This is a genomic window from Lysobacter enzymogenes (assembly GCF_017355525.1).
In the GTDB taxonomy this organism is placed as follows: Bacteria; Pseudomonadota; Gammaproteobacteria; order Xanthomonadales; family Xanthomonadaceae; genus Lysobacter; species Lysobacter enzymogenes_C.
This window is the reverse complement of the sequence record NZ_CP067395.1, coordinates 1,352,563-1,379,508: the sequence shown is the minus strand read 5'-3', so window position 1 is coordinate 1,379,508 and position 26,946 is coordinate 1,352,563. Positions and strand designations below refer to the sequence as shown.

Below are 26,946 nucleotides of genomic sequence, written 5' to 3'. Positions count from 1 at the left end.
CCTACCCGGAGAGATTCCATGGCGCTGGAGCGCACCCTGTCCATCATCAAGCCCGACGCCGTCGCCAAGAACGTGGTCGGCGAGATCTACACCCGCTTCGAAAAGGCCGGCCTCAAGGTCGTCGCCGCCAAGATGAAGCACCTGTCGAAGCAGGAAGCGGAAGGTTTCTACGCCGTCCACCGCGAGCGTCCGTTCTTCGCCGCCCTGGTCGAGTTCATGATCAGCGGCCCGGTGATGATCCAGGCGCTGCAGGGCGACAACGCCGTGCTCAAGCACCGCGACCTGATGGGCGCCACCAACCCGAAGGACGCCGCGCCGGGCACCATCCGCGCCGACTTCGCCGACAGCATCGACGCCAACGCCGTGCACGGTTCGGACAGCCTGGAGAACGCCGCGATCGAAATCGCGTACTTCTTCCCGGCCACCGACGTCTACGCGCGCTAAGCCCCAGCGACACACACGAGACCGCAGTGAACGATATCCGCGACAACGCAAACGCCGCTTCCGCTGCGCAGCCGCAGACGGAAACCGCCGCGCGCGCGGACGTCTCCGCTGCGGCCGGCGCCGATCCGATCGGCGCCGCGCCGGTTACGGCGGCGGCGAAACCCGCCGCCGTGCCCGACAACGGCAAGACCAACCTGTTCGACCTCGACCGCGTCCAGCTCGAGGATTTCTTCGAACAGACCCTGGGCGAGAAGCGCTACCGCGCGCACCAGGTGATGAAGTGGATCCACCACCGCTACGTCACCGATTTCGCCGACATGACCGACCTGGGCAAGGCGCTGCGCGCCAAGCTCGAAGCCAACGCGCAAGTGCGCGCGCCGATGGTCGTGTTCGACAAGCCCTCCGCCGACGGCACCCACAAGTGGCTGCTCGGCATGGACCCGAAGAACGCGATCGAGGCGGTCTACATTCCCGACAAGGGCCGCGGCACCCTCTGCGTGTCCTCGCAGGTCGGCTGCGCGCTGAACTGCCAGTTCTGCTCGACCGCGACCCAGGGCTTCAACCGCAACCTGTCCACCGCCGAGATCATCGGCCAAGTGTGGGTCGCGGCGCGCCACCTCGGCAACGTCCCGCACCAGCAGCGCCGCCTCACCAACGTGGTGATGATGGGCATGGGCGAGCCGCTGGCGAACTTCGACAACGTCGTGCGAGCGATGAGCATCATGCGCGACGACCTCGGCTACGGCCTGGCCAACAAGCGCGTGACCCTGTCGACCGCCGGCATGGTGCCGATGATCGACAAGCTCGGCGAAGTGTCCGACGTGTCGCTGGCGGTGTCGCTGCACGCGCCCAACGACGAGTTGCGCAGCGAGCTGGTGCCGCTGAACAAGAAATATCCGATCGCGGTGCTGATGGAAGCCTGCGTGCGCTACGCGCTGCGCAAGCGCGGCACCTCGGTGACCTTCGAATACACCCTGATGAAGGGCGTCAACGACCAGCCGCAGCACGCGCGGCAGCTGGTGCGGCTGCTGCGCCAGTTCGACAACGCGGTGCAGATGAAGGACGCGGCCAAGGTCAACCTGATTCCGTTCAACCCGTTCCCCGGCACCCGTTTCGCGCGCCCCGACGACGCGGCCATCCGCGCCTTCCAGAAGCAGCTCAACGAGGCCGGGATGATCGCGCCGGTGCGGCGCACCCGCGGCGACGACATCGACGCCGCCTGCGGCCAGCTCAAGGGGCAGGTCATGGACCGCACCCGCCGCCAGGCCGAGTTCCGCAAGAGCCTGCAGGCGCAGGGGCTCGACGACGGCGGGCACGGCCGCGGCGGGGAGATCGGCGATGCCGCTTGACCGGTCGCCGGGCGCGTTGCGCGGCCGCCTGTTGCGCGGCCTGATGTTGTCCGCGCTGGTGCTGGTCGGCGCCGCCGCCTGCAACCGCCTGACCTTCATCAAGCCGAACCTGGAACGCAAGGGCTACGACGAGACCGGCCCGAGCTACGAACTGAAGAAAAGCCGGCAGGCGCCCAGCGGCGCGGCCGCGGCCAACGCCCGGGTCCTGGCCGCGCAGCGCTACCTGCAGGCCGGCGAGGACGCCAAGGCGCGCGAGGAACTGCGCCAGGCGCTCAAGCTCGACGCCAAGTCGGTCGAGGCCTACAGCGTGATGGCGGTGATGGCCGAACGCGACGGCAAGACCGCCGAGGCCGGCGGCTACTACCGCAAGGCCGCCGAACTGGCGCCCCTGCGCGGCGCGGTGCTCAACAACTACGCGGTCTGGCTGTGCGCGAACGGGCAGCCGGCCCAGGCCCTGGGCTATTTCGACAACGCCCGGCTCGATCCCGACTACACCGACCAGGCCGTGCTGCTGTCCAACAGCGGCGCCTGCGCCGACCGCGCCGGGCAGGGCGAACGCGCCGAGCGCGACCTGCGCCAGGCGCTGGCGTTCGACCCGGTCAACGCCACCGCGCTGGGCGCGATGGCCAAGCGTCAGCTGCGCATCGGCAAGGCCTTCGAGGCGCGCGCCTTTTCTGAACGCCGTCTGGCCGTTGAGCCTATTTCAGCTGAAGCGCTGATGACTGCGTCACAAATCGAAGAAAAACTCGGCGACAGGGCTGCCGCCGCGAGATACGTTCAGCGAATGAGGGCGGAGTTCCCTGACGCGCAGGGCTCCGAATCGGGGGATGGCGGTAAGTGATGATGCAGTCGAACGAATTCGCGCCTGAGGTCGGCGGAAGCTGCGGCGCGCGTCTGAAACAGGCCCGCGAAGCCGCGGGGCTGTCGGTCGAGGACGTGGCCGCGAAGCTGAAAATGCCGGCGCGCGCGATCCAGTCGCTGGAAAGCGACGACTTCGCCCGTATCGGCGCGCCGGTGTTCGTGCGCGGCCAGTTGCGCAGCTACGCCCGCCTGCTCGGCGTCGACCTGGAAGATCAGCTGGTCGCCAGCCCGATCGCCTCGACCGCGCCGTCGGAGCTGATCAGCCATACCCACACCCCGCGCTACCGCCGGGTGTTCGAACAGACCACACGCCGCGCCGTCTATATCGTCATGACCGCGGCGATCGCGGTGCCGATCTGGATCGCCACCCGCCACCCGGCCGGCAATTCCACCGTGCAGTCGCTGGACATGGCCGCGCTGCCGGCCGGCGACGCCGCCCAGGCCGCGCGTCCCGCGGCCGAACCGCCGCAGCGCACGCCGGTCATCGCTTCGATCGGTCCGAGCCTGCCGCAGGCCGCGCCGGCGCCGGCATCGGCCGCCAAGTCGCTGACGTTCAAGTTCAGCGGCGACAGTTGGGTGCAGATCGTCGGCAACGACGGCCGCAAGTTCGAGGAAGGCATTCTCGGCGCCGGCCAGGAACGCAGCTACGCCCCGGGCGAAGTCGCCAACGTGCGGCTCGGCAACACCTCCGCGGTGGAAGTCCTAAACGCCGGCCAACCGGTCGATCTGACGCCGTTCAGCCGCGCGAACGTGGCGCGCTTTACGCTATCCTCTGACGGTTCCCTCGCGCCGGTCTCGGAATGACCCGCGCCGCGGGTCCGCGAACCACCCGGACATAGCGTTTCCAGTTCATGAGTTGCAGGTCCAGGCTCGGCCGCCACGCGGCCGGCTCACTGGCCTGTTTCCCTAACGGCCCGTTCGGTCCCGCCTGCCGCGCTACGCGCGGCCTCGGGCCGTCCAGGCAGCACAACCACGGCGCATCATGGCGATAGACGACCTGCTCGACGAACACGAACAAAGCGAACGCGTGCTGTCCTGGCTGCGCGCCAACGGCGCCGGCCTCATCGGCGGCATCGCCCTCGGCCTGGCCGCGATCGGCGGCTGGAAGTGGTGGGGCAATCAGCAGGTCCAGCAGAGCGCCCAGGCCGCCGGCCAGTACCAGGCAGCGGTCGATGCGATCCAGGCCAAGGACAAGGCCGCCGCGGCCAAGGTCGCGGCGCTGCCGGAAAGCGCGTACCGCACGCTGGCCGCGCTCGACTTGGCCAAGATGCAGGTCGACGGCGCGCAGCGCGACGCCGCCATCGCCACCCTGCGTTCGATCAAGACCGACGACGCGGCCATCGCCGAGATCGTGTCCCAGCGCCTGGCGCGCCTGTTGATCGACGCCAAGCAGCCGGCCGAAGCGCTCAAGCTGCTGTCCGCCTCGACCCAGCCGCTGGCGATCGAAGTGCGCGGCGACGCGCAGTTCGCGCTCGGCAAGCAGGAACTGGCGCGCAAGGAATACACCGACGCGCTGGCCAAGCTCGACGAAGCCTCGCCGCGCCGCCGCCTGCTCGAACTCAAGCTCACCGAAGCCGGCGGCACGCCGGCCAAGCCCGAGGCCAAGTCTTAATGATCCAAGCCCAGAAAAGGTCTTCCGGCGGCGCCTTCGTGCGCGTCGCCGCCGCCGCCGCGTTGTGCGCGTTCGCCCTGAGCGGATGCTCGACGGTCAAGGGCTGGTTCGGCAGCAGCAAGAAGAAGGACGAGAAGCCGACCGAGCCGACCGAGCTCACCGACTTCACCCCCAGCGTCAAGGTCGACAAGATCTGGTCGGTCAACGCCGGCAAGGGCGAGGACCGGATCGGCGTGCGCCAGGGCCCGGTGGTCGCCGACGGCCGCGTCTACGCCGCGGCGATCCGCGGCGGCGTGCATGCCTACGACCTGCAGACCGGCAAGGAAGTCTGGCACTTCGTGCCGACCCGCAAGGACAAGAAGGACCGCGACAAGAAGGACAAGGAGATCCGCCTGTCCGGCGGTCCCGGCGCCGGCGACGGCCTGGTCGTGGTCGGCAGCCTGGAGGGCGAGGTGATCGCGCTCGACGCCGCCACCGGCGAGCAGAAGTGGACCGCCAAGGTGCCCAACGAAGTCATCTCCGCGCCGAGCATCGGCCTGGGCATGGTGTTCGTGCGCTCCAACGACGGCCGGGTGACCGCGTTCGACGCCACCAGCGGCGAGCGCCGCTGGTTCTGGACCCGCGAAGTGCCGATCCTGTCGGTGCGCGGCAACGGTTCGCCGACCCTGGGCCCGGGCTTCGTGTTCGTCGGCAACGACGACGGCACGGTGCAGGCGCTGGCCTCCAGCGACGGCCGCCCGACCTGGGACCTGCCTGTGGCGCAGCCCGATGGCCGCACCGAGCTCGACCGCATGGCCGACATCGACGGCACCCCGGTGCTCGAAGGCGCGGTGCTGTACGTGAGCAGCTTCAAGAAGCAGACCGTCGCCATCGACGCGCCGACCGGCCGGCCGATGTGGGCCAGCGAGCACGGCGGCGTCGGCCGCCTGGGCCTGGCCAGCGACAAGCTGATCGTCGCCGATCCGTCCGGTACCGTGTACGGCCTGGACAAGAACAGCGGCAGCGCGCTGTGGTCGCAGCCGTCGCTGGCGCGCCGCGACCTCAGCGGCGCGGCGGTGCAGGGCGACTACGCCGTGGTCGGCGACTACGACGGCTACGTGCACTGGATGAAGCTGTCGACCGGCGAGTTCGCCGCGCGCGAACGCGCCGGCCGCAAGCCGCTGAAGGCGGCGCCGGTGGTGGCCGACGGCATCTTGATCGTGCAGAACGTCAAGGGCGGGCTGACCGCGTTCAAGCTGCAGTAACAGCAGGGAACCGGGAACGAGCGGGCAGGGAACGGCGGCGACGCCGATTCCCCGCGGCCTGTCCCGGCGTCCTGAGATATCGCGGCCCGGGCGGCGTTGAGCCGTCCCGGGCCGTTCGTTTGCGGCGACCGATCCGACCTCCGGGTCGTGCCGGCGCGGCCGGCGACGACGGCGCGAAGGCAGCTTCGCGCCCGCTCTGGCACTATGGCGGCGATTTCGCTGGCCCCGACGCGTTCGGCGCGAGGGCCCGCAGACTGCGCCGCCGCCAGTCCCCGATCCCCTTTCCCTTCTTCCCGGTTCCAAACTGACCATGCTTCCGCTAGTCGCCCTCGTTGGCCGTCCCAACGTCGGAAAATCCACCCTGTTCAACGCGCTCACGCGCAGCCGCGACGCGCTCGTCCACGACGAGCCGGGCGTCACCCGCGACCGCCATTACGGCGTGTGCCGGCCCGAGGGCCTGCGCGCGTTCGCGGTGGTCGACACCGGCGGCATCGCCGGCGAGGAGCAGGGGCTGGCCGGCGCCACCGCGCGCCAGGCGCGCGCGGCGGCCGAGGAGGCCGACCTGGTGCTGTTCGTGGTCGACGGCCGCGAAGGCGCCTCGGCGCTCGACGACGAGATCCTGGCCTGGCTGCGCAAGACCTCGCGGCCGACCCTGCTGGTGGTCAACAAGACCGACGGCCTCGACGCGCGCGCGGCGATCGACGACTTCGCCCGTTACGGCATCCGCGACGCCATCGCGATCTCGTCGGCGCATCGCCAGGGCCTGGACGAACTGCTCGCCGAAGTGCTGGCGCGCGTGCCCGAGGAAGGCGCGACGGCCGAACTGGACAACGACCCCAACCGCATCCGCGTGGCCTTCATCGGCCGCCCCAACGTCGGCAAGTCGACCCTGGTCAACCGCCTGCTCGGCGAGGAGCGGATGATCGCCTCCGACGTGCCCGGCACGACCCGCGATTCGGTCGCGGTCGACATGGAGCGCGACGGCCGCCTGTACCGCCTGGTCGACACCGCCGGCGTGCGGCGCAAGTCCAAGGTCGAGGAAGCGGTGGAGAAGTTCTCCATCATCAAGACCCTGCAGGCGATCGAGCAGTGCCAGGTCGCGGTGGTGATGCTCGACTGCACCGAAGGCGTCACCGACCAGGACGCCAGCGTGCTCGGCTACGCGCTCGACGCCGGCCGCGCGCTGGTGGTCGCGGTCAACAAGTGGGACGGGCAGACCGAATACCAGCGCCAGCAGACCGAGAACCTGCTCAAGCGCAAGCTCGCCTTCGTCGAATGGGCCGAGCCGGTGCGCATCAGCGCCAAGCACGGCTCCGGCCTGCGCGAGCTGTTCGCGGCGATCCACCGCGCGCACGCCTCGGCGACGACCGAGATCGGCACCAGCGAGGTCACCAAGGCGATGGAAATCGCCTACGAGACCAACCCGCCGCCGGTCGTGCGCGGGCACGTCGCCAAGCTGCGCTTCGCCCATCCGGCCGGGCTCAACCCGCCGACCTTCGTCGTCCACGGCACCCGCCTGCGCACCTTGAGCGACAGCTACAAGCGCTATCTGGAGAACTTCTTCCGCAAGCGCTTCAAGCTGGTCGGCACGCCGGTGCGGTTCGTGTTCAAGGAAGGCAGCAATCCGTACGAAGGCAAGAAGAACGTGCTGACCGAGCGGCAGGTGGCGAAGAAGAAGCGCCTGATCCGGCATGTGAAGCGCGGCAAGTAAGCGCGGCGGCCGGTTTCGCGCGATGCGCGAAGCCAGGCGCCGAAGTCGAATGGGTTCCGGCTTGCGCCGGAGCGGCGGTGGGAGCGTCGATGCTCCGCGGATCCGTCGTTCCGGGGCGAACCGGAACCCGTTTCGGTTTTGCGGCCCGCGTCGCCGGCGGATCTGCGGACGACCCGGCGGCGAGGCGACGCACGAGCGCGCACAATGCCGGTTCCGAGTCCGCGAATCCCGGTGCCCATGCCCATCGTTCCCGCCGATCTGACCTTGGGCTTGCTCGCCGGCGGGCAAGCCGTGCGCCTGGGCGGGATCGACAAGGCCTGGCTGCGGCGCGACGGCGAGCCGCAGGCGCTGCGGCTGGCGCGGATGTTCGCGCCCGCGGTCGCCGCGGTCGCGGTCAGCGCCAATCGCGATCTCGCGCGTTACGCGCGCCACGGCCTGCGCGCGGTGCCCGATCGCGTGCCCGAGCTGGGCCCGCTCGGCGGCCTGGACGCGTTGGCGGCGGTCGCGACGACGCCGTGGCTGCTGACGCTTCCGGTCGACGCCGTGCACGCCGACGCCGCGCTGCTGCCCGCGCTGGCCGCCGCGCAAGCCGGGCAGGGCGCCTACGTCGTCGACGACGACGGCGTGCAGCCGCTGTTCGCGCTGTGGCCGTTGGCGCCGTTGCGCGCCGCGCTGGCGCCGGCGCTGGCGCAGCGGCGTCTGGCGGTGCGCGAGTTGCAGGCCACGCTCGGCATGGCGGCGCTGCGCCTGTCCGGACTACGCTTGGGCAACCTCAACACGCCGGCCGATCTGGCCGCGGCCGGCGTCGTCGCCGATCCGCCCGCATGATCGGCGCCCCGACCGCCGGCGTCGCCGCATTGCGCCGGCGCAGGCCGCAAACCCCACGATTCCGCGCCTTCCGCAAGAGCCCGCCATGACCGAATTCCCCACCGGCCTGCTGTTCGACGAGGCCATGCGCCTGACCGCCGAGGTCGTCGCCGCGCATCGCCTCGATATCGAGCACCCGGCGCTGCCGCGCTGCCACGGCCGCGTGCTCGCCGGCGACGTGGTCGCGCCGCTGTCGCTGCCGCCGTTCGACAACAGCGCGATGGACGGTTTCGCGCTGCGCCATGAAGACCTGCGCGGCGAGGAAACCGAACTGCGTCTGGTCGGCGAACAATTCGCCGGCGTCGCGCTCGATCTGACCCTGCGCGCCGGCGAATGCGCGCGCATCACCACCGGCGCGCCGCTGCCGGCCGGCGCCGATACCGTGGCGATCAAGGAGAACGTGCGCGTCGACGGCGCGCGCGTGTTCGTGCCCGACGCCAAGCGCGGCCATCACGTGCGTTACGCCGGCGAAGACGTCGGCGCCGGCGAGACGGTGCTGCGCGACGGCCAGGCGCTGACCCCGGCGCGGGTGTCGCTGGCGGCGTCGCTGGGGCTGCCGTCGCTGCCGGTGCGGCGCAAGCCGACGGTGGCGGTGTTCACCAGCGGCGACGAACTGGTCGAGCCGGGCATGCCGCTGCGGCCCGGGCAGATCTACGACAGCAACCGCGAGCTGCTGATGGGCCTGCTGCGCGCCGACGGCCTGGAGCCGACCGCGTGGCCGCGCTTGCCGGACGATCCGAAACAGGTCGAGATCGCGCTGCGCGACGCCGCCTGCGCGTTCGATCTGGTGTTCACCTGCGGCGCGGTGTCGGCCGGCGAGAAGGATCACATTCCGGCGGTGCTGGGGCAGTTCGGGCGGATCCACTTCTGGAAAGTGAAGATGCGGCCGGGCATGCCGCTGCTGCTGGCGAGCATGGATCAGGCGCGGTTCCTCGGCTTGCCGGGCAATCCGGTGTCGGTGTTGGCGACCTATCTGAGTTTCGGGCGCGCGTTGATCGACGGCTTGCAGGGCCGCAGCGAGCCGCGGGCGAAGCTGCGCGCGCGCGTGGTCGGCGGGATCGAGAAGACCCATCCGCGCCGCGAGTTCGTGCGCGCGCGGCTGCGCAGCGACGAGGACGGCGTGTTGTGGGTCGATCCGAATCCGGCGACCGCCTCGCACCGGCTGCGCGCGGCAGCGGATTCGGATGCGCTGATGGTGGTGCCTGAAGGGCCGCAGCAGTTGGCGGAAGGGGCGGTGGTGGAGGTTTGGCCGTACGCGTTGGCTTAAGTCCCTCAGCCCAATCCTGCCCCGGCCCGAACGCATAGCGTTCGGGCGTTCGGCGCTGCGCGAGCCGATGGCTCGCAAGCGCAGCGCCTCACCCCGCCTGCGGGAGAGGGGTTGGGGTGAGGGCTCCCGCCAACCCCCGCAACACTGCATCCCCGCCCGCGCCCACCGCGCCGGTTGCGAAAGCGGATAATCCCCGCATGAGCATCGAACAGATTTCCCCCGCGCAGGCGCGCGCCCGGCAGCAGGCCGGCGCGGTCCTGATCGACGTGCGCGAGGCGCACGAGCGCGCGACCGGGCAGGCCGAGCATTCGCTCGGCGTGGCCAAGGACGCGCTCGAAGCCGATCCCGCCGCCACCGTCGCCGACCGCGCCGCGCCGATCCTGCTGATCTGCCAGACCGGCGCGCGCTCGCTGCGCGCCGCGCAGGCGCTGCTCGATGCCGGCTACGCCCAGGTGGCCTCGGTCGAAGGCGGCACCGCGCGCTGGATCGCCGACGGGCTGCCGCTGGCCGAGTCGCGCCAGTCGCCCGACGAGATCGATTTCTACGACCGCTATTCGCGCCACCTGCGCCTGCCCGAAGTCGGCGAAGCCGGCCAGCGCAAGCTGCAGGCCGCGCGCGTGGCGATGATCGGCGCCGGCGGCCTGGGCTCGCCGGCGGCGTTCTATCTGGCCGCGGCCGGCGTCGGCACCCTGGTGCTGGCCGACGACGACGTGGTCGACCGCAGCAACCTGCAACGGCAGATCCTGCACACCGAAGAACGCATCGGCATGGCCAAGGTCGAGTCGGCGAAGATCGCGTTGCAGGCGCTCAATCCGCGGCTGCGGGTCGAAACCTTCGCCGAGCGGATCACCTCCGGCAACGTCGAACGGCTGATCGCCGACGCCGATGTCGTGTTCGACGGCGCCGACAATTTCCCGGTGCGCTATCTGCTCAACGATGCCTGCGTGAAGCTGGCCAAGCCGTTGGTGTACGGCGCGATCCATCGTTTCGAAGGGCAGGTGAGCCTGTTCGACGCCGGCCGCCACCGCGGCCAATGCCCGTGCTACCGCTGCCTGTTCCCGCAGCCGCCGCCGCCGGAAGCGGCGCCGAACTGCGCCGAAGCCGGCGTGCTCGGCGTGCTGCCGGGCGTGGTCGGGCTGGTGCAGGCGACCGAGGTGGTCAAGTCGATCCTCGGCATCGGCGAATCGCTGGCCGGGCGGCTGCTGCATTTCGACGCCTTGGGCATGCGCTTTCGCGAGACCCGCCTGCGGCCGGATCCGGATTGCCCGGTGTGCGCGGCCGGGCGCGAGTTTCCCGGCTATATCGACTATCAAGCGTTCTGCGCGGCGCCGTGAGCGGCGCGCACGATCAGGAGGCGTATCTCGTGAGCATCGGTCGCGGTCTCTCCTGCGCACTCGCCGTGGCGGCGTGCGCGTTCGCATTGGCTGCGCAGGCTTCGCCGCCGGCGCCTGCATCCGGCTTCGGCCGCATCGCCGAACTCAGCGCGCAGCGCTTGTTGTTGGCCGATCAAGTGGCGGCGAGCAAGCGCGCGTCGGGCAAGCCGGTCGAGGACGCCCAGCGCGAAGGCGAGCAGTTGCTCAAGGTGCGCGAACAAGCCGAGGCGCGCTCGCTGCCGCCGGAGCGCGCGGCCGCGTTCTTCCAGGCGCAGATGGAGGCCAACAAGCTGGTGCAGTACCGGTTATTGGCGGAGCCTGCGCGTGCGGGCAAGCCGGTCGACCTGGGGCCGGTGCGCGAGCGGCTGGATGCGATCAACGCGCAGTTGCTGGATGCGCTGCCCGGCGCGTTGAGCGAAGCGCGCGGCAAGGGCTGCGAGCGGCGCGCGTTCGATGCGCAGCGGTCCGCGGCGCGGCAGCATCGGCTCGACGAGTTGCACCGCACAGCGCTGGCGCGGGCGTTCGGGGATTTGTGCCGGCTGCCGTAAGCGCGCGATCTGTGCGGACTGACCCGAAACGGATTCCGGCTTGCGCCGGAATGACGGGGTAGAGGATTCGCCGACTTTCGAACCGGCGACTGCGCGAGCCTGAGTTTCCGTTTCACCGGATTTCCAGTCCATCGGATTCCCAAGCCCGCGAGCTGCGCGGCGCCACTGTCGCAGCGCCGCGGCCGCGCCGCGCTCAATCCGCCGCGATCGCCTCGATCTCGACCATCCAGCCTTCCTCGTACAAGTCGGCGATGATCACCGTCAGCGCCGGCGTGTGCTCGCCGAGCACTTCGCGGCGGATCTCGTAGTTGCGCTCGCGCAGGCGCCGTTCGCTGAGGAAGGTGGTGACCTTGACCAGGTTGCCGAAGTCCATCCCGGCCTGCTTGAGCTGTTGCTCGACGTTGGCCCAGGCGCGCCGGCACTGGCCTTCGAAATCCTTCGGCAGGATGCACTTCTCGCACTGCGGCAGCTGGCCGCTGATGAACAACAAACGCTTGAAGCCGCTGATCTCGTGCGCCTGCGCGTACGACACGTCGTTGGGTTGGATCGCCCTGCGTTGCATCTGCATTTGCATCTTGCGTCCTCCAAGTGAGGCGCGAGCGGCTGCGGACGCGTTGCGGGCGAAGCTTCCGCCCATGCCCGCCGGAGTTTCGCGCTAGTCGATGAACTCTCTCAAGGCTTGACCGTATTCGGGATAGGCGCCGATGTTGTGGTGGTCGGCGCCCTTGAGCTGGATCACTTCCACGCCTTGCGGGCGGGTCTGCAGCGAATGCACCAGACGGCTGGTGTTGGCCGGCGGGATCACGTCGTCGTCGCTCGCGCGCACCACCAGGATCGGGCCGAAGTAGCTGCGCAGGTTGCCGATGGAATCGTAGCGGTCGCGCACCAGCCAGCGCGTCGGCAGCCAGCGGTAGTGCGCTTGCGCGGTGTCGCTGAGGCTGTCGAACGGCGTCACCAGCGCCAGCCGCTCGACCGGGCGCTTGCCGGCGACGTAGCTGGCCACGCCGCTGCCGAGGCTGCGGCCGATCACCGACACCGGCTGGTGCGGATGCTCGCGCGCGACCTGGTCGAAGATCGCCAGCGCGTCGGCGAACAGCTCCGGTTCGGCCGGCGCGCCGTCGCTGGCGCCGAAGCCGCGGTACGACAACAGGTAGATGGTGCGGTCGGGGAACCACTGGGCCAGGATCTCGCGCATGTTCTCGATGCGCTCGGCGTTGCCGCCGAAATAGATCAGCGCCTTCTCGCGTCCGGCGTTGAGGCGCCAGCCGCGCAACACTGCGTCGCCGCGTTCGACCGTGTAGTCGGTCATGTCGGCGCCCAGGCGGGTGTTCTGCGGGAAGTACATCAGTTCGCGTTGCTTGAAATACATCCAGCCGCAGATGCTGAGATAGCCGGCGGCGGCGACGCCGGCGACCGCGGCCAGGGACTGGAACAAGCGTGGGTTGCGTGCCATCGATTCGCGGGCCTCGGTGTGCGGGGCGTTCGTATCAGGGGAAGCGCCGACCGGGCCGCGAACGGCCGCGGGGCGCGAAGTGCGTGCCATGGACGATACCCCGCGCGCGCGCGCGCCGCCAGCCGGTTGCGACGGTCGCGGTTTTCGCTCACGCGCTTTGCACGCAAGATCGCTAGGCTGGCGAGGCGGACGCGTCGCGGCCGCGACTGAGCGCGCTGCACGACCTTACCCGCATGACAAGCCCGGCGTGCTGCGCCCCCGCGCGGACGTCCGATGGACCGGAGAATCGCCCGAATGCCCCGCAGTCCCGTTGCGTTTTTGCCCATCCTGGCGGTTGTCTTCGCGTTGGCCGCGCCGTGGAGCGCCGCGCGCGCCGCCGACGCCTGCCCGAGCCTGCGCGACCAGGGCGGCGCGGCCCAGGCCGCGACCCGCGTCGCCGCCGCGGCGTGCAACGAAAACCTGCTGTGGTATCGCCCCTTCATCGACCTGCAGGGCCGGCTGACGAGCGCGTCGGTCAGCGAATCGGAAAACGCGCGCCTGGCCGACGGCGCCACCGAAACCTGGCGTCGCACCGCCGGCTATTGGCGCGAGACCGGCCTGTTGCAGCGCATGAGCGGCTTCGCCGGCGCCGACCAGTGCTTCGACGCGTACGGCAGCGCGTATTCGACCCAGGCCTGCCGCGCGTTCCTGGTCGACAATCCGTGGTCGGCCGCGTTCGTGTCCTACGTGATGATGAAAGCCGCGATTCCGGGGTTCCGTCCTTCGGCCAGCCATTACGACTATGTGCGCGAGGCCTACCGCAATCCCGATCACAGCCCGTTCCTGTACCTGGACCCGGCCAGCGCCGCGCCGGCGCCGGGCGATCTGCTGTGCGCGGTGCGCTCGAGCACGCGCGTGTACGGCTACCAGGGCCTGATCGCCGCGCTCGACAGCGGCAACGGTTCGCTGGCGATGCATTGCGATGTGGTCGTGGCGGTCAATCCGGGCAACGACGGCAAGGCCTATCTGATCGGCGGCAACGTCCAGCAGGGGGCGACGATGCGGATGATGGCGGTCAACCGCAACGGCCAGTTCTGGCCGCTGCCGCTGCGCAGCGAGACCCAGGTCGAATGCTCGCCCGACACCGCCGCAGCCTGCGACATGAACAAGCTCGACTGGGCCGCGCTGCTCAAGCTCAAGCCCGATGCGAGCCTGGCGGCGCTGGCGCCGCCGCTGCCGCTGGCCTCGCCGCAATCGCCGCCGTCGCAGCAGCCGTCGGGCTGCTGCATCAACTGCGTGGTCGGCTCGGGGATTCCGCGCTGTCCGAATCCGAACGCGCCGGCGTTGCAGCCGCAAGGCCAGCCGCCGGTGCAGGATTGATGGCCGCGTAGTACGACGGTAGGAGCGGCGCGAGCCGCGACCGCGGGATTGATTCGCCGGCGGAGGCTGGAGGTCCAGCGGACGCGTCCGATCTGTTTTGCCGCCCGGATGAGAAGGCGCTTCGTGCTTGCGTCGTAGTTTTCTTGTCGCGGTCGCGGCTCGCGCCGCTCCTGCAGGGAGCGGCCGTTGCGGCGTCGGTGTGCGCTCAGCCGTGCCGCTTCTGCGCCGCCTCGAACGCGGCCAACTGCTCCGGCGTCGCGTCGCGCTGGAACTGCGCCTTCCACTGCGCGAACGGCATGCCGTAGATCGCCTCGCGCGCCTGGTCCTTGCTCATCTCCAGCCCGCGCTCGCCGGCGGCGTCGCGGTACCAGTCGGCCAGGCAGTTGCGGCAGAAGCCGGCCAGGATCATCAGGTCGATGTTCTGCACGTCGCTGCGCTCGTGCATCAGGTGGGCGAGCAGGCGGCGGAACACGGCGGCCTGCAGGGCGGTGGTGTCGGCGTCGGGGGCGGACGCGGCGGCGGTGGGGGCGGTCGGGTTCATGGCAGCGCTCGGGGAGAGGGGGCGAGGACGCGCGGAGGTCTTCGACTGTCGGCCTCGACTGTTGTCGGCCTCGACTATCGGCCCCGACTGTAGGCGAAATGCGGGCCGCGGCGAAATTCGGCCGGCCGGATCGGCGATAATGCGCGGCCCGACTCTACCGCAGCCGAGCCCGCATGACGCCCCCTTCGCACCCGGCCCGCATCCTCGACGGCAAGCGCATCGCCGAGGAACTGCTCGACAACCTCAAGGCCCAGGTCGACCGCCGCGTCGCCGCCGGGCTGTCGCGGCCGGGGCTGGCGGTGGTGCTGATCGGCAACGACCCGGCTTCCTCGGTGTACGTGCGCAACAAGCGCCGCGCCGCGCAGAAGGTCGGCATCCGCGCGATCGACTACGACCTGCCGTCCGATCCGGGCGACGAGGCGCTGCTGGCGCTGATCGACCGGCTCAACGCCGATCCCGAAGTGCACGGCATCCTGGTCCAGCTGCCGCTGCCCGACCGCCGCGACGCCACCGCGCTGATCCACCGCATCGACCCGCGCAAGGACGTCGACGGCTTCCATCCGGAGAACGTCGGCCATCTGGTGCTGCGCCAGTTCGGCCTGCGCCCGTGCACGCCGCGCGGCATCACCACCTTGCTCGGCTACACCGACCGCCCGGTGCGCGGGCAGAGCGCGACCATCGTCGGCGTCAGCAACCACGTCGGCCGGCCGATGGCGCTGGAGCTGATGATCGCCGGCTGCACCGTCACCAGCTGCCACAAGTTCACCCCGCAGGCGGTGCTGGAGCAGTCGGTGCGCAACGCCGACATCCTGGTCGTCGCGGTCGGCCGGCCGGGGCTGATTCCGGGCGAATGGGTCAAGCCGGGCGCGGTGGTCATCGACGTCGGCATCAACCGCCTCGACGACGGCCGCCTGGTCGGCGACGTCGGCTTCGACGCCGCGGCGCAGCGCGCCAGCTGGATCACGCCGGTGCCGGGCGGGGTCGGGCCGATGACGGTGGCCACGCTGATGCAGAACACCCTGGAAGCGGCCGAGGCCGCGGACAAGGCGGCCGGGCGGGGCTGAAGGCCCGCGACGGGGCGACACGGAAGCCCGCGCAGCGTCCCGCCGTCATTCCCGCGAACGCGGGAATCCAGGGCGTTTCGGGCGAGAACGCTGGAAGTTGGGCTCAGGCCGGACTTCGGAAAGGGACCTACTGAAGTCTCTGGATCCCCGCGTTCGCGGGGATGACGAGGTGTGCGGTGTCGCATGCCTCGGGAAAAGCGCCTCACCCCTCGCCGAGCCTGCCGACACGTCATTCCCGCGAACGCGGGAATCCAGGGCGTTTCGGGCGAGGACGCTGGAAGCCGGGCCTAGACCGGCTTTCGGCAACGGGCCGGCTGAAGTCTCTGGATCCCCGCGTTCGCGGGGAGGACGGTCGGGGAGGGCGTGCGCGGCTCGGGCCGGTGCCCCGCAACGCCCCTCCCGCCAGCCTTAACGGCCCCCGCGCAACCCACCCGCGGAACGCCCCTTTCCGCCCGCACGGCGAGCGGAGCGAAGCGCTTTCGGGTTAGAATGGCGCGCTTCATCCTCCCGGGCCCGCCTATGCTGCGCATCCAGGCTGAAGCGCTGACTTACGACGATGTGTCTCTCGTCCCCGCGCATTCGATCGTCCTGCCTAAGGACGTAAACCTCTCCACCCGCCTGACCCGCGACCTGTCGATCCGCCTGCCGATCCTGTCGGCGGCGATGGACACCGTCAGCGAGGCCCGTCTGGCCATCGCCTTGGCCCAGCTCGGCGGCATCAGCATCGTCCACAAGAACATGAGCCTGGAGGCGCAGGCCGCCCAGGTCGCCCAGGTCAAGAAGTTCGAGGCCGGCGTGATCAAGGAGCCGTTCACCGTCGGCCCCGAGACCACCATCGGCGAAGTGCTCAAGCTGACCCGCGCGCGCAACATCTCCGGCGTGCCGGTGGTCGACGGCGGCCAGTTGGTCGGCATCGTCACCAGCCGCGACATGCGCTTCGAGAAGAAGCTCGACGACCCGGTCCGCCACATCATGACCAAGCGCGAGCGCCTGGTCACCGTGCGCGAAGGCGCCGACGACGAGGAAGTGCTGCAGCTGCTGCACAAGCACCGCATCGAGAAGGTCCTGGTGGTCAACGACGGCTTCGAGCTGCGCGGCCTGATCACGGTCAAGGACATCCAGAAGAAGACCGACAACCCCAACGCCGCCAAGGACAGCGCCGAGCGCTTGCTGGTCGGCGCCGCGGTCGGCGCCGGCGGCGACACCGAAGCGCGGGTGGAAGCCCTCGCCGCGGCCGGCGTGGACGTGATCGTGGTCGACACCGCGCACGGCCATTCGCAGGGCGTGCTCGATCGGGTGAAGTGGGTCAAGAAGCGCTTCCCGCAGCTGCAGGTCATCGGCGGCAACATCGTCACCGGCGACGCCGCGCTGGCGCTGATGGATCACGGCGCCGACGCGGTCAAGGTCGGCGTCGGCCCGGGTTCGATCTGCACCACCCGCGTGGTCGCCGGCGTCGGCGTGCCGCAGATCACCGCCGTGGCGATGGTCGCCGAGGCGCTGCAGGACCGCATCCCGCTGATCGCCGACGGCGGCATCCGCTATTCCGGCGACATCGGCAAGGCGCTGGTCGCCGGCGCCTCGTCGGTGATGGTCGGCGGCCTGTTCGCCGGCACCGAGGAAGCCCCCGGCGAAATCGAGCTGTTCCAGGGCCGCAGCTACAAGAGCTACCGCGGCATGGGCAGCCTCGGCGCGATGGAGCAGGGCTCCAAGGACCGTTACTTCCAGGACGCTTCCGACGCCGACAAGCTGGTGCCGGAAGGCATCGAAGGCCGCGTGCCGTATCGCGGCTCGCTCGGCGGCGTGGTCCACCAGCTCGCCGGCGGCCTGCGCGCCACGATGGGCTACGTGGGCTGCGCGACCATCGAGGAGATGCGCAAGAAGCCGAGCTTCGTGCGCATCACCAACGCCGGTTCGCGCGAGAGCCACGTGCACGATGTTCAGATCACGAAAGAACCGCCGAATTATCGAGCGGGTTGAAGCACGGAAAAGGACCGACCTCGCGTGCGGTCCTTTTTCTTATGCCGTTGTTGTTTTTGCTGTTGACTTGCGCGACTGCGTGGCCATGGCCGGCAGATCCCGTCGACGCCTGCCTCGATCGCGGCGGCGCCTGGGATTACGCAATCGAGCAGTGCGCGTTCGACTATCAGCCACCACCGCCCGCGAACCATGACCGACATCCATAGCGACAAAATTCTTATCCTCGATTTCGGCGCCCAGTACACCCAGCTGATCGCCCGCCGCATCCGCGAACTCGGCGTCTACTGCGAAATCTGGGCCTGGGACCACGATCCGGCCGAAATCGAAGCCTACGGCGCCAAGGGCATCATCCTGTCCGGCGGCCCCGAGTCGACCACGCTGCCGGGCGCGCCGCGCGCGCCGCAGCAGGTGTTCGACGCCGGCCTGCCGATCCTGGGCATCTGCTACGGCATGCAGACCATGGCCGCGCAGCTCGGCGGCGCCACCGAAGCGGCCGACCAGCGCGAGTTCGGCCACGCCGAAGTGCAGTTGGTCGCGCAGGACCGCTTGTTCGACGGGCTCAAGGACCATCCGGGTTCGCCGCCGCGCCTGGACGTGTGGATGAGCCACGGCGACCACGTGTCGAAGGCGCCGGACGGCTTCGTCGTCACCGCCAAGACCGACCGCATCCCGGTCGCCGCGTTCGCCGACGACGCGCGCCGCTGGTACGGCGTGCAGTTCCATCCGGAAGTGACCCACACCAAGCAGGGCCAGACCCTGCTGCGCCGCTTCGTGGTCGACATCTGCGGCTGCCAGACGCTGTGGACCGCCGCGCACATCATCGACGACCAGATCGCGCGCGTGCGCGAGCTGGTCGGCGACGACGAAGTCATCCTCGGCCTGTCCGGCGGCGTCGATTCCTCGGTGGTCGCCGCGCTGCTGCACAAGGCCATCGGCGACCAGCTGACCTGCGTGTTCGTCGACACCGGCCTGCTGCGCTACAACGAAGGCGACCAGGTGATGGCGATGTTCGCCGAGCACATGGGCGTCAAGGTCGTGCGCGTCAACGCCGCCGACCGCTACTTCGACAGGCTCGCCGGCGTCGACGACCCGGAAGCCAAGCGCAAGATCATCGGCAACCTGTTCGTCGAGATCTTCGACGAGGAATCGAACAAGCTCAGCAACGCCAAGTGGCTGGCGCAGGGCACGATCTATCCCGACGTGATCGAGTCGGCCGGCAGCAAGACCGGCAAGGCCCACGTCATCAAGAGCCACCACAACGTCGGCGGCCTGCCCGAGCACATGAAGCTCGGCCTGGTCGAGCCGCTGCGCGAGCTGTTCAAGGACGAAGTGCGGCGCCTCGGCGTCGAGCTCGGCCTGCCGCGCGAGATGGTCTACCGCCACCCGTTCCCGGGCCCGGGCCTGGGCGTGCGCATCCTCGGCGAGGTCAAGCGCGAATACGCCGAACTGCTGGCCCGCGCCGACCACATCTTCATCGACGAACTGCGCAAGGCCGGCCTGTACGACAAGACCAGCCAGGCCTTCGCGGTGTTCCTGCCGGTCAAGTCGGTCGGCGTGGTCGGCGACGCGCGCGCCTACGAGTGGGTGATCGCGCTGCGCGCGGTGGAGACCATCGACTTCATGACCGCGCATTGGGCGCACCTGCCGTACGACTTCCTCGGCACGGTGTCGAACCGCATCATCAACGAGCTGTCGGGGGTGTCGCGGGTGGTGTACGACATCAGCGGCAAACCGCCGGCGACGATCGAATGGGAGTGAGCCTGCGGGCTCGCTGAGCGAAGACGAAGGCCGCGCGCGAGCGCGGCCTTCGTCGTTCATGGGTGGCATCGCGGCGTTCGGGCGGCGACGGTGCGGCGCATTGGCGCTGCGGCGCTTCGATGGAGCGCCGTGTCGACGCGGTCGGGCGCTGCCGTTGTCGACGTTCGTTTTCGCCGCGGCGCGATCGGTCTTCGCGCGAGCTGGTTCGCGCGCCCGTGCGCTCGCGCGCGCTATGTCTTTTTGCGTTGCGGCAATCGCCGGCGGCCGGTCCCGCGCGAGTGGGCGCCTGCGCTCGCCGGCCGGCGAAAGTGTGCGCGCGGCGGCCGATGCTTGCCCGCTGCGCGCCGTTTGCGCAAGGCGCGCGCGCGGGCCGGCCGTCGGCATCGCGTTGTGTGATGGCTAACGCGTTACCGCCGCAGCGCCGGGCGTAGCGTTCGCCTTCGTTCGCGCCCAGCCGCTGGCGGCGCGAGGTCGGAGGATCATGGATGTCCGCAGTCGTAACGGCCCGATGCATCGGTTTGCGCGCGCGTTCCCGGCGGCGCGCGGTTGTCGTCGCCGCTCCTGTGCCGGCCGGTCGCGCCAGCGCCCGCATCGAACCCCGCCGTCGCCGCGGCGCTCTTGCCGCTCATACCGCATCGCACGCCGGCCCGCCCGCGCGCGCGCTGCCCCGCCGCGGACGGACCCGCGGCCTTCGCGCCGGACGGCCATCGCCGCCGGCCTCTCCGCCTTGCGCCGCCGGATGCGCGCGCCCGGCCATCGCCACCGAAGACAGGAGTTCGTCATGATGAGGATGTCCCGCGCCAAGCTGTTCCTGACCTGCTGTGCGTTCGCGTTCGGCCTGACCGTCAGCGTGTCCGCGATTGCGCGGCCGTGCTGCAGCAGCTGCGATCCGGACCAGCCGGATTCGCGTTGCTGGGCGATCTGCTCGCCGGGCTGCTGAGCCGGCTTGGTGTGCGCGAAGGGGGCGGGCGACCGCCCCCTTTTCGTTGCCGCAGCGCCGGCCTGTGCGCCGTGCCGCGGCCTTCGCTGCGGCTGCGGCGGCCAGGACGCTGTGGCGGGCCTTCAGGCCCGACGCTGTTCGATCCGCTGTCCGTCCGCTTCGATTGCGGCCTGAGCCGAAAGCGCCGGGGCTGAAGCCCCTCCCACGACCCATCCGTTTCGCCAGGGCGCGATCTGCGCCGACCCGCGTCGCGATTCGCGCCGATTGCCTGAATTAGGACAATTCCAGGCCGCAATGCCCCGTAGCCTGTGCGGGCTCAAGACCGCCCGGCGCGCCGCGCGCGAGCCGGCGACCGCCGTCGCGCCGCAGTCGAGGCGCCGATGTCGAATCGGCGCGCTCCGGTTCGTCGTCTTGATGCAAGCCGGCCCTGGCTCCCCCGCCGCCGGCAGTTCGAGCCCGATCAGGAGAAGCGCATGGAGAGGTACCTCCCGTTGGCCGCGGCGTTGCTGGCCTTGCCGCATTTGTTGGCGATCGCGATCCGCGACGAACCAGCCGCGGCGGCGGCCGCGCGCACGCCGCGCGCGGTGGCCGCGACGGCGCCGGTGCGAGCCACGGCGCATTGCGCCGCGGCGCTGCCGCGCGGGTTGGCGCGCTTGCCCACGCGAGCCGCCGGCACGGCTGCGGCGGCGACGCGGCCGTATCTGCAACCTTGAGCGCCTGCGTGCGACTGCGCGGCTCAGGCCGGCGGCCACGCCCGTAAGGCGGTGCGCAACACCTCGCGCAGCGGCTCCGCGCCGGCGCCGTCGCGGGCCTGGATCGACAGGCCTTGCACCACGGTCGACAGGAACTTGGCCAGCGCCGCCGCATCCACGCCGACGGCCACGTCGCCTTCGCGCTGGCCGCGTTCGATGCGTTGGCGAAAGCCCGCTTCGATGCCGGCGCGGTGCGCGCCGAGCACTTCGCGCAGATGCGCGGCGGCCTCGCCGAGGCCGCCGGTTTCGGCCGCGACCAGCATGCAGCCGGAGCGGGCAGGGCAGCGGCCGAAGCCGTCGGCGATGGCCTCGAACAGCGCCTCGAACGCCGCGCGCGCGCTGAGCCCCGGCGCGGCCAGCAACTGCCCGCGTTCGCGCCGGAACTGCTCCAGATAGCGTTGCAGCGCCGCGCGGAACAGGTCTTCCTTGCTGCCGAACACCGCGTACAGGCTCGGTGCGCTGACGCCGACGGCGGCGGTGAGTTCGCTGATCGAAGTCGCTTCGTAGCCGCGTTGCCAGAACAGGTGCATCGCCGTTTCCAGCGCCTGTTCGCGGTCGAAGCCGCGCGGGCGGCCGCGTGGGCGGCGAGGGGCGGGCGCGGCCGCCTCGCAAGCGCCCGCAGACGCGTCGGTCGCGGACGCAGTCCCGCCGCCGGATCGCTCCGGTTTTGCAACGCCGAATTTCATAACGGGCGATAGTAAATTCGTTGACCCATGCCGGGCAAGCGCTCAGACTCGGCCGGCCCGCGCGATGCGCGCGGCCCGTCCCACGCTGTTTCCCCGCCACGCAACACGCCAGGACTCTCAGGAAACCCCATGAGCCTTTCGCTCTACGACATCTCCGTGCCCGCCTTCCAGCGCGGCCTCGACGTGCTTTCGCACCTGCTCGACCGCGCCGTCGCCCATGCCCGCGAACAGGGCCAGGACCCCGCGCAGTTGCTGACCGGCCGGCTGGCGCCGGACATGTACACCTTGATCGGCCAGGTGCAGTCGGCCAGCGACGCGGCCAAGTTCGGCGCCGCGCGCCTGGCCGGCATCGCCCCGCCGAGCTTTCCCGACGACGAAACCACGCTGGAACAACTGCGCGAGCGCATCGCCAAGACCCAGGAATTCCTGCGCAGCGTGCCGGCGCAGAGCATGGACGGGCAGGAGGAGCGCGAGATCGTGATCCGCCCCGGCGGCCGCGAGCTGACCTTCATCGCCCGCGACTACATCCGCGGCTTCGTGCTGCCGAACTTCTATTTCCACCTCACCACCGCCTACGGCATCCTGCGCCACCTCGGCGTGCCGCTGGGCAAGATGGACTATCTGCGCGGCGCGGCCTGATCGCGCGCGCCGCCGCGCCGCGCGCTGCGCTCGCGGCGGCGCATGCGCGCAGCGGATGCGCGCGCGGCGCGGCTGCACCATAATCGCGCCCGGGCGCCGCGTCGATGCGGCGCCGCTGCGGGAGCGAACGTGAGCGAGCCACAACAGGACGAGATCGACCGCTACTGGATGCGCCGCGCGCTGGATCTGGCCGAGCGTGCCGAACGCGAGTACGACGAAATCCCGGTCGGCGCGGTGCTGGTGTCGGCCGCCGGCGAAATGCTCGGCGAAGGCTGGAACCGCAACATCGGCCAGCACGATCCGTCCGCGCACGCCGAAATCGTGGCGATGCGCGAAGGCGGCCAGCGCATCGGCAACCACCGCCTGATCGGCAGCACCTTGTACGTGACCCTGGAACCCTGCGCGATGTGCGCGATGGCGATGGTGCACGCGCGGGTGGCGCGGGTGGTGTTCGGCGCCTTCGATCCCAAGACCGGCGCGGCCGGCAGCGTGTTCGACCTGCTCGCCGATGCGCGCCACAACCATCGCGTGGCGGTGCTCGGCGGCGTGCTCGGCGAAGAAGCCGGTGCGCGGTTGAGCGCGTATTTCCGGCGCAAGCGCGGGCGGCCGGGTTAACAGCGGGTTTCGTCGCAAGCGTTGTGTCGCGGTCGCGGCTCGCGCCGCTCCTACATGGGCTCCCTGCAGGAGCGGCGCGAGCCGCGACCGCGATGCCTCAGCTACGGCGAAACCCCCGATCCGGCTTCAACGCAACGCCGCCAACGCCTTGCGCGCCTCCTCGCTGAAGCGCTGCGCTTCCTGCTGCGAATACAGCTGCCCGGCCAACTGGACGATGGCTTTCTGCGGATCGCCGCCGGCGGCGTCGAAGGCTTCCTGGCACAGCATGCCGGCGATCGGCCCGAGGTAGTTCAGGGCGATCTGTTCCAGCGCCTGGCGCACGTGCGGATTGACCACGACCACCGGCGCTTCCGGCGGCGCGACGCCGTTGACGGCCGGCGGCGGCGAAGCCGTCGCCGCCGGCGCGTATTGATACTGCTGGCCGCCCAGGTCGTGCTCGAACCCGCCCAGCAGCCACTCGATCGAGTTTTCGCTGAGCGGCGCGCGGCCGGGCGGCATCGCGGCGATGCCGCTGCTTTCGAAGCGCACCTTCGCCGCCGACACCATCGACAGGCGCTGCACCGCTTCTTCGTTGCGCAGCATGCGGTACACCACTTCCTGGATCTGGCCCTGATGCAGGCGCACGATGCAGGAGTGGTTGTCTTCGGTGACGATGTAGGCGAAGCCGGAAGATCGCTTCTGCGCCAGCATCTTGATCTCGCGCAGCACCTGCACCAGCGGTCGGAAATCGTTGCTCATGCCGGGCTCCCTGAGTCCTTAGGTCGGCGTGGGGCGAAGGGCGTCAGCGCGACAGCTTGGCCAATCGTTCCATCGCCACGCGCACGCTGTAGGACAGGCGCGAAATGGCGCGGGCGAGCTTGCCGATCTCGTCCTTCAGCTCGGTCTCCTCGATGGTGTGGCCCCACTTGCCGACGCTGAGTTCTTCGGCGACCACGGTCAGGTGCTGGATCGGCTTGAGCACGCGGCTCCAGATCAGGCCCCACTGCAGGCCCAGGATCAGCGCGCACACGATCAGGCCGATGCTGCCGATCCACAGCGACTGGCGGGTGATGGCCTTGTTGACGTCGCTCTTGGGATAGGCCGACACCAGGCTGAAGCCCCAGCCCGGCACGTCCTGCTTGTCGACCACCCAATCCGACGGCAGCTCGTGCGCGATGCGCTCGATCAGCGCCGCGTCGCTGGTGGCGCCGGTCTTGGAATGGAAGCGCAGCTTGTCCTTGCTGTCGAACACCGCGATGAAGCCCGACTCCAGCACCTGGCTGGCGTCGACGACTTCCGACAGCGCCTTGAGGTCGGTCTTGTAGCCGACGTACCACACGCCGATCGCGCGCTGGCTGTCGGTGTCGGAGAAGATCGGCTCGTAGCCGGTGACGTAGGGCGTGCCGAGGATGTCGACCACGCCGTAGAACGCCTCGCCCTTGCGCATGTGCGGAATCACCTGGCCGAGCGGATCGAGCTGGGTGCCGATGGCGCGGCTGCCGTCGTCCTTGCGCACGTTGGTGGCGACGCGCACGAAGTCTTCGCCGTCGCGCGCGAACAAGGTCGCGGTGCCCTGGGCGATCGCGGTGACGCCGTCGACCAGGGCGAAGTTGTTGGCCTGGGACACGCCGCCGAGCACCAGATCGTTGGCGGCGCGGCCGCCGACGGTGACCCGGCCGCCGAGGCTGGCCGCGCCGAGCCGGCGGCCTTCGCTGCGCAGCAGGCGCATCGCATCGTGGGTGCGGTCGAGCATGACCGAGCGGGTCACCGAGAACAGGCTTTGCAGCGCCTGGGTGCGCCGTTCGATCGATTGGGCGGCGTCGCTGCGGACGTGGCTGGCCTGGTTCATGGCCAGCGCCACGGTCAGCACGACCACGGACACCAGCACCAGCGCGAGCACCGGCAACAGCAGGCGCACCCGCAAAGAGTGAAGAAACATCGGCTTTATTCCCCTGGAGCGCGTGGATGAACGAATGCGTGTGCGACCGTCGCCGCGCGGTTGCGCGGACGATGCGGCGGGGCGCTCCGTGCCCGATGCGCGCACCCGCGGCCGTTCGGCGGACGCAAGGGTGCGGCATCGTTTTTGGTTTCACAACGCGCCTGCGGCGTGCGTGGGCTGCGTTGCGGCGAGGCCGTCCAGGACGGTCTGCGCAACTTGAGTGGGACGATCGGTGGGTTTTTGTTGATGCCGTGCGCTGCGCGCGTTGAACGGAAGAATCGATTGATCACGCGGAGCTGCAAGTCTGGGACGTTCGTGCGCGCAGCATATCGGCTGCCCTCGTTCGCGATTCGTGCGGGCAGTCGCAGAAGGATTTGCTGTCGCCTGTCTGGCGCTCGCGACTGCGGCGAACTGTGCGGAGCGCTTGCGCGGCATGTGCGCGCCGACACGCGGCGCGGCGAGCCGGCATTCGTGCGGATGGCGTATACGCTTGGATCGGGCGTATCGGGTATGCGGAAGTCGTGATCGCGGCGGCGCCGAAACCTGCACTGGCGATTCGTCGCGGCACGCCGAACGGACCAGGCCGCGGCTGCGCATGCGGGGCGGTGCGGACGCGGCCGCGCGTACTACCGGTTCGCGCATGCAAGTTGTGCATCGAAACTTTGTGCGCGGCCTTGCGCGTCCGATTTCGATCTGTGATGCGATGCCGTTTTCAGCGCGGACGCCGCGGCGCGCCTGCGCGGAACAGGGCGCGTGGGTTCAGCTGCGCTTCTGGCCGCGGCCGTTGTCGCGGTCGAACTCGCGCTTCACCTCGGCGTCGAGCATGCTCACGCTCATGCGCGCTTCGCGGCCCATGTTGATGCAGGCGGCCAGCACCAGCAGCACGCCGCACATCGCAAGGCCGGTCGGCACGCCGCGCAGGCGGTAGTCGGCGAACTGGTCGATGCCGATGGCCAGGCTGGTGCCGACGAAGGCGGTCATCGCGCCGTAGAGCAGCTGCAGGCAGGTCAGGATCAGGCGCACGCGCCGGCGGTGCAGGATGATGCGCGCCTCCAGGTACTGGCGGGCGTGCTCGTCGACGGTGTCCTCCAGCGTCGCCAGTTGCTGGCGCATGCGGTCGACCACGCGCGCGAGCCGGTTGTTCGACGACACCAGCAGCGAGGCGGTGGCGGTGAGGAAGAACGCCGGCGTGATCATCGCCGAGACCACGGCGTAGTGGGAGCTCAGTTGCAGCGGATCGATCATGGCGGTGGCGCGCAGGCGCGAGGCGGGCGCCGCGGGCGGCGTGGACTGCCATGATGCCGCAAGCGCGGCCTGCTGTTGCGCAAGTGGCTCGAGGCCCGGCGCTGTCGGCGCGGGTCTCGGTGCGGACTCTGCGGCAGCGGATCGGAAAGCGTCGGGCCTGAAGCCCCTTCCGCAGAATCCCGTTGGCGCCGCCCGCAGCGGCTCAGCCGCGCGGCCGCGCCCAGCGCTTGACCGCGCTGGCGTGGCCGTGGTCCATCTCCTCGTTGACCGCCTCCACCGCCAGCGAGGATTCGCGCGCCAGCAGCAGGCTGGCGGCGAACATCGACAGCACGCCGAACGCGGCCAGCACGGTCGGGACCAGGCCCAGGCGGTAGCCGAGCACGGCGTCGCCGGCCACGGTCAGGCTGGTGCCGACGAAGAAGCTGATCGCGGTGTACAGCAGCTGGCTGCCGCGCAGGATGATCCGGCTGCGCTTCTTCTGGCGCAGGATGTGGCGCTCGATCAGCTCGCGCTCCTCGGCGTCCTCGGTCTCGGCCAGTTCCTTGAGCAGGACCCGGGCGCGGTCGATGACCCGGGCCAGGCGGTTGTTGGCCGACAGCAGCAGCGACGCGGTCGCGGTCAGGAAGAACGCGGGCGCCAGCATCGCGGTCAGGATGGCGTAGTGGACGTCGGGGGCGGTGCTCATTGCGGCGCGGCCAGCGGGGGCGGGTGGGCTATCATGCC

General features: G+C 70.3%; 27 protein-coding genes. 19 read left to right on the top strand and 8 right to left on the bottom strand.

Annotated elements, in window-relative coordinates; translation table 11 throughout:
• Positions 1-18 precede the first annotated feature (18 nt).
• The 11 genes from ndk (at position 19) to aroQ (ending at position 11,276) form a co-directional block, all read left to right on the top strand.
• On the top strand, positions 19-444 hold the full coding sequence (ndk, locus tag JHW38_RS05565; protein ID WP_091793433.1) for a nucleoside-diphosphate kinase: 426 nt from the start codon (positions 19-21) through the stop codon (positions 442-444).
• 128 nt (positions 445-572) lie between these two features.
• The gene (gene rlmN / locus JHW38_RS05560) at positions 573-1,793 is read left to right on the top strand and encodes a 23S rRNA (adenine(2503)-C(2))-methyltransferase RlmN (RefSeq protein WP_207526271.1); all 1,221 of its coding nucleotides are present in this window, start codon (positions 573-575) and stop codon (positions 1,791-1,793) included.
• Entirely contained in the window at positions 1,783-2,634 is an 852-nt protein-coding gene (pilW, locus tag JHW38_RS05555; protein WP_207525003.1) for a type IV pilus biogenesis/stability protein PilW, read from the top strand. Before rlmN ends, pilW begins: the two co-directional genes overlap by 11 nt.
• On the top strand, positions 2,634-3,458 hold the full coding sequence (locus tag JHW38_RS05550; protein ID WP_207525002.1) for a helix-turn-helix domain-containing protein: 825 nt from the start codon (positions 2,634-2,636) through the stop codon (positions 3,456-3,458). The genes pilW and JHW38_RS05550 overlap by 1 nt, the downstream gene beginning before the upstream one ends.
• 178 nt (positions 3,459-3,636) lie before the next feature.
• On the top strand, positions 3,637-4,266 hold the full coding sequence (locus JHW38_RS05545) for a YfgM family protein (RefSeq protein ID WP_207525001.1): 630 nt from the start codon (positions 3,637-3,639) through the stop codon (positions 4,264-4,266).
• A complete protein-coding gene (bamB, locus tag JHW38_RS05540) occupies positions 4,266-5,510 on the top strand; it encodes an outer membrane protein assembly factor BamB (protein WP_207525000.1) in 1,245 nt (414 codons plus the stop codon). Before JHW38_RS05545 ends, bamB begins: the two co-directional genes overlap by 1 nt.
• A 310-nt stretch (positions 5,511-5,820) precedes the next feature.
• Entirely contained in the window at positions 5,821-7,221 is a 1,401-nt protein-coding gene (gene der / locus JHW38_RS05535; RefSeq protein ID WP_207524999.1) for a ribosome biogenesis GTPase Der, read from the top strand.
• 237 nt (positions 7,222-7,458) lie between these two features.
• Positions 7,459-8,049 carry a molybdenum cofactor guanylyltransferase gene (gene mobA / locus JHW38_RS05530; RefSeq protein WP_207524998.1) on the top strand — a complete coding sequence of 197 codons (591 nt, stop codon included), beginning with the start codon at positions 7,459-7,461 and terminating at the stop codon, positions 8,047-8,049.
• Between the two features lie 85 nt (positions 8,050-8,134).
• Complete coding sequence (locus JHW38_RS05525; protein WP_207524997.1) at positions 8,135-9,355, top strand: molybdopterin molybdotransferase MoeA; 1,221 nt, start codon at positions 8,135-8,137, stop codon at positions 9,353-9,355.
• A 197-nt stretch (positions 9,356-9,552) separates the two neighbouring features.
• On the top strand, positions 9,553-10,689 hold the full coding sequence (gene moeB / locus JHW38_RS05520) for a molybdopterin-synthase adenylyltransferase MoeB (protein ID WP_207524996.1): 1,137 nt from the start codon (positions 9,553-9,555) through the stop codon (positions 10,687-10,689).
• Complete coding sequence (gene aroQ, locus JHW38_RS05515) at positions 10,626-11,276, top strand: gamma subclass chorismate mutase AroQ (RefSeq protein WP_242691362.1); 651 nt, start codon at positions 10,626-10,628, stop codon at positions 11,274-11,276. Before moeB ends, aroQ begins: the two co-directional genes overlap by 64 nt.
• A 193-nt stretch (positions 11,277-11,469) precedes the next feature.
• On the opposite strand, the gene JHW38_RS05510 is transcribed toward aroQ, so the two are convergent.
• A complete protein-coding gene (locus JHW38_RS05510) occupies positions 11,470-11,850 on the bottom strand; it encodes a RidA family protein (RefSeq protein WP_207524994.1) in 381 nt (126 codons plus the stop codon).
• Between the two features lie 81 nt (positions 11,851-11,931).
• Entirely contained in the window at positions 11,932-12,729 is a 798-nt protein-coding gene (locus JHW38_RS05505) for an alpha/beta hydrolase (RefSeq protein WP_207524993.1), read from the bottom strand.
• A 294-nt stretch (positions 12,730-13,023) separates the two neighbouring features.
• Between JHW38_RS05505 and JHW38_RS05500 the strand changes: the two genes are divergently transcribed.
• The gene (locus JHW38_RS05500; RefSeq protein ID WP_207524992.1) at positions 13,024-14,088 is read left to right on the top strand and encodes a DUF2272 domain-containing protein; all 1,065 of its coding nucleotides are present in this window, start codon (positions 13,024-13,026) and stop codon (positions 14,086-14,088) included.
• 205 nt (positions 14,089-14,293) lie between these two features.
• Here JHW38_RS05500 and JHW38_RS05495 read toward each other — a convergent pair whose 3' ends face one another.
• Positions 14,294-14,629 carry a DUF1244 domain-containing protein gene (locus JHW38_RS05495; protein ID WP_207524991.1) on the bottom strand — a complete coding sequence of 112 codons (336 nt, stop codon included), beginning with the start codon at positions 14,627-14,629 and terminating at the stop codon, positions 14,294-14,296.
• Between the two features lie 173 nt (positions 14,630-14,802).
• On the opposite strand from JHW38_RS05495, the gene folD reads away from it, so the two are divergent.
• The 5 genes from folD to JHW38_RS05470 all read left to right on the top strand — a co-directional run bounded on the left by folD (position 14,803) and on the right by JHW38_RS05470 (position 21,081).
• Complete coding sequence (gene folD / locus JHW38_RS05490; protein WP_207524990.1) at positions 14,803-15,693, top strand: bifunctional methylenetetrahydrofolate dehydrogenase/methenyltetrahydrofolate cyclohydrolase FolD; 891 nt, start codon at positions 14,803-14,805, stop codon at positions 15,691-15,693.
• Positions 15,694-16,212: 519 nt separating this feature from the next.
• Positions 16,213-17,670: an IMP dehydrogenase gene (gene guaB / locus JHW38_RS05485; RefSeq protein WP_207524989.1), complete on the top strand. Its 1,458-nt coding sequence runs from the start codon at positions 16,213-16,215 to the stop codon at positions 17,668-17,670.
• 189 nt (positions 17,671-17,859) lie between these two features.
• On the top strand, positions 17,860-19,428 hold the full coding sequence (guaA, locus tag JHW38_RS05480; protein ID WP_207524988.1) for a glutamine-hydrolyzing GMP synthase: 1,569 nt from the start codon (positions 17,860-17,862) through the stop codon (positions 19,426-19,428).
• A gap of 781 nt (positions 19,429-20,209) precedes the next feature.
• On the top strand, positions 20,210-20,368 hold the full coding sequence (locus tag JHW38_RS05475) for a hypothetical protein (protein WP_207524987.1): 159 nt from the start codon (positions 20,210-20,212) through the stop codon (positions 20,366-20,368).
• 380 nt (positions 20,369-20,748) lie between these two features.
• Positions 20,749-21,081, top strand: a complete 333-nt coding sequence (locus JHW38_RS05470) for a hypothetical protein (RefSeq protein ID WP_207524986.1) — start codon at positions 20,749-20,751, stop codon at positions 21,079-21,081.
• Between the two features lie 23 nt (positions 21,082-21,104).
• On the opposite strand, the gene JHW38_RS05465 is transcribed toward JHW38_RS05470, so the two are convergent.
• Positions 21,105-21,650: a TetR/AcrR family transcriptional regulator gene (locus tag JHW38_RS05465; RefSeq protein ID WP_242691228.1), complete on the bottom strand. Its 546-nt coding sequence runs from the start codon at positions 21,648-21,650 to the stop codon at positions 21,105-21,107.
• Between the two features lie 285 nt (positions 21,651-21,935).
• Here JHW38_RS05465 and JHW38_RS05460 point away from each other — a divergent pair, with 285 nt between their 5' ends.
• Both JHW38_RS05460 and tadA read left to right on the top strand, forming a co-directional pair.
• Positions 21,936-22,445 (top strand): DUF1993 domain-containing protein, encoded by a 510-nt coding sequence (locus JHW38_RS05460; RefSeq protein ID WP_207524984.1) that lies wholly within the window; start codon positions 21,936-21,938, stop codon positions 22,443-22,445.
• 129 nt (positions 22,446-22,574) lie between these two features.
• Positions 22,575-23,060 (top strand): tRNA adenosine(34) deaminase TadA, encoded by a 486-nt coding sequence (tadA, locus tag JHW38_RS05455; RefSeq protein WP_278249805.1) that lies wholly within the window; start codon positions 22,575-22,577, stop codon positions 23,058-23,060.
• A 126-nt stretch (positions 23,061-23,186) separates the two neighbouring features.
• On the opposite strand, the gene JHW38_RS05450 is transcribed toward tadA, so the two are convergent.
• The 4 genes from JHW38_RS05450 to JHW38_RS05435 all read right to left on the bottom strand — a co-directional run bounded on the left by JHW38_RS05450 (position 23,187) and on the right by JHW38_RS05435 (position 26,908).
• Positions 23,187-23,798 carry a hypothetical protein gene (locus JHW38_RS05450; protein ID WP_207524982.1) on the bottom strand — a complete coding sequence of 204 codons (612 nt, stop codon included), beginning with the start codon at positions 23,796-23,798 and terminating at the stop codon, positions 23,187-23,189.
• 43 nt (positions 23,799-23,841) lie between these two features.
• Positions 23,842-24,978 (bottom strand): Cache 3/Cache 2 fusion domain-containing protein, encoded by a 1,137-nt coding sequence (locus JHW38_RS05445; protein ID WP_207524981.1) that lies wholly within the window; start codon positions 24,976-24,978, stop codon positions 23,842-23,844.
• A gap of 759 nt (positions 24,979-25,737) precedes the next feature.
• A complete protein-coding gene (locus JHW38_RS05440) occupies positions 25,738-26,223 on the bottom strand; it encodes a DUF2721 domain-containing protein (protein ID WP_242691227.1) in 486 nt (161 codons plus the stop codon).
• Positions 26,224-26,425: 202 nt separating this feature from the next.
• Positions 26,426-26,908: a DUF2721 domain-containing protein gene (locus tag JHW38_RS05435; RefSeq protein ID WP_207524980.1), complete on the bottom strand. Its 483-nt coding sequence runs from the start codon at positions 26,906-26,908 to the stop codon at positions 26,426-26,428.
• Between the last annotated feature and the right edge of the window lie 38 nt (positions 26,909-26,946).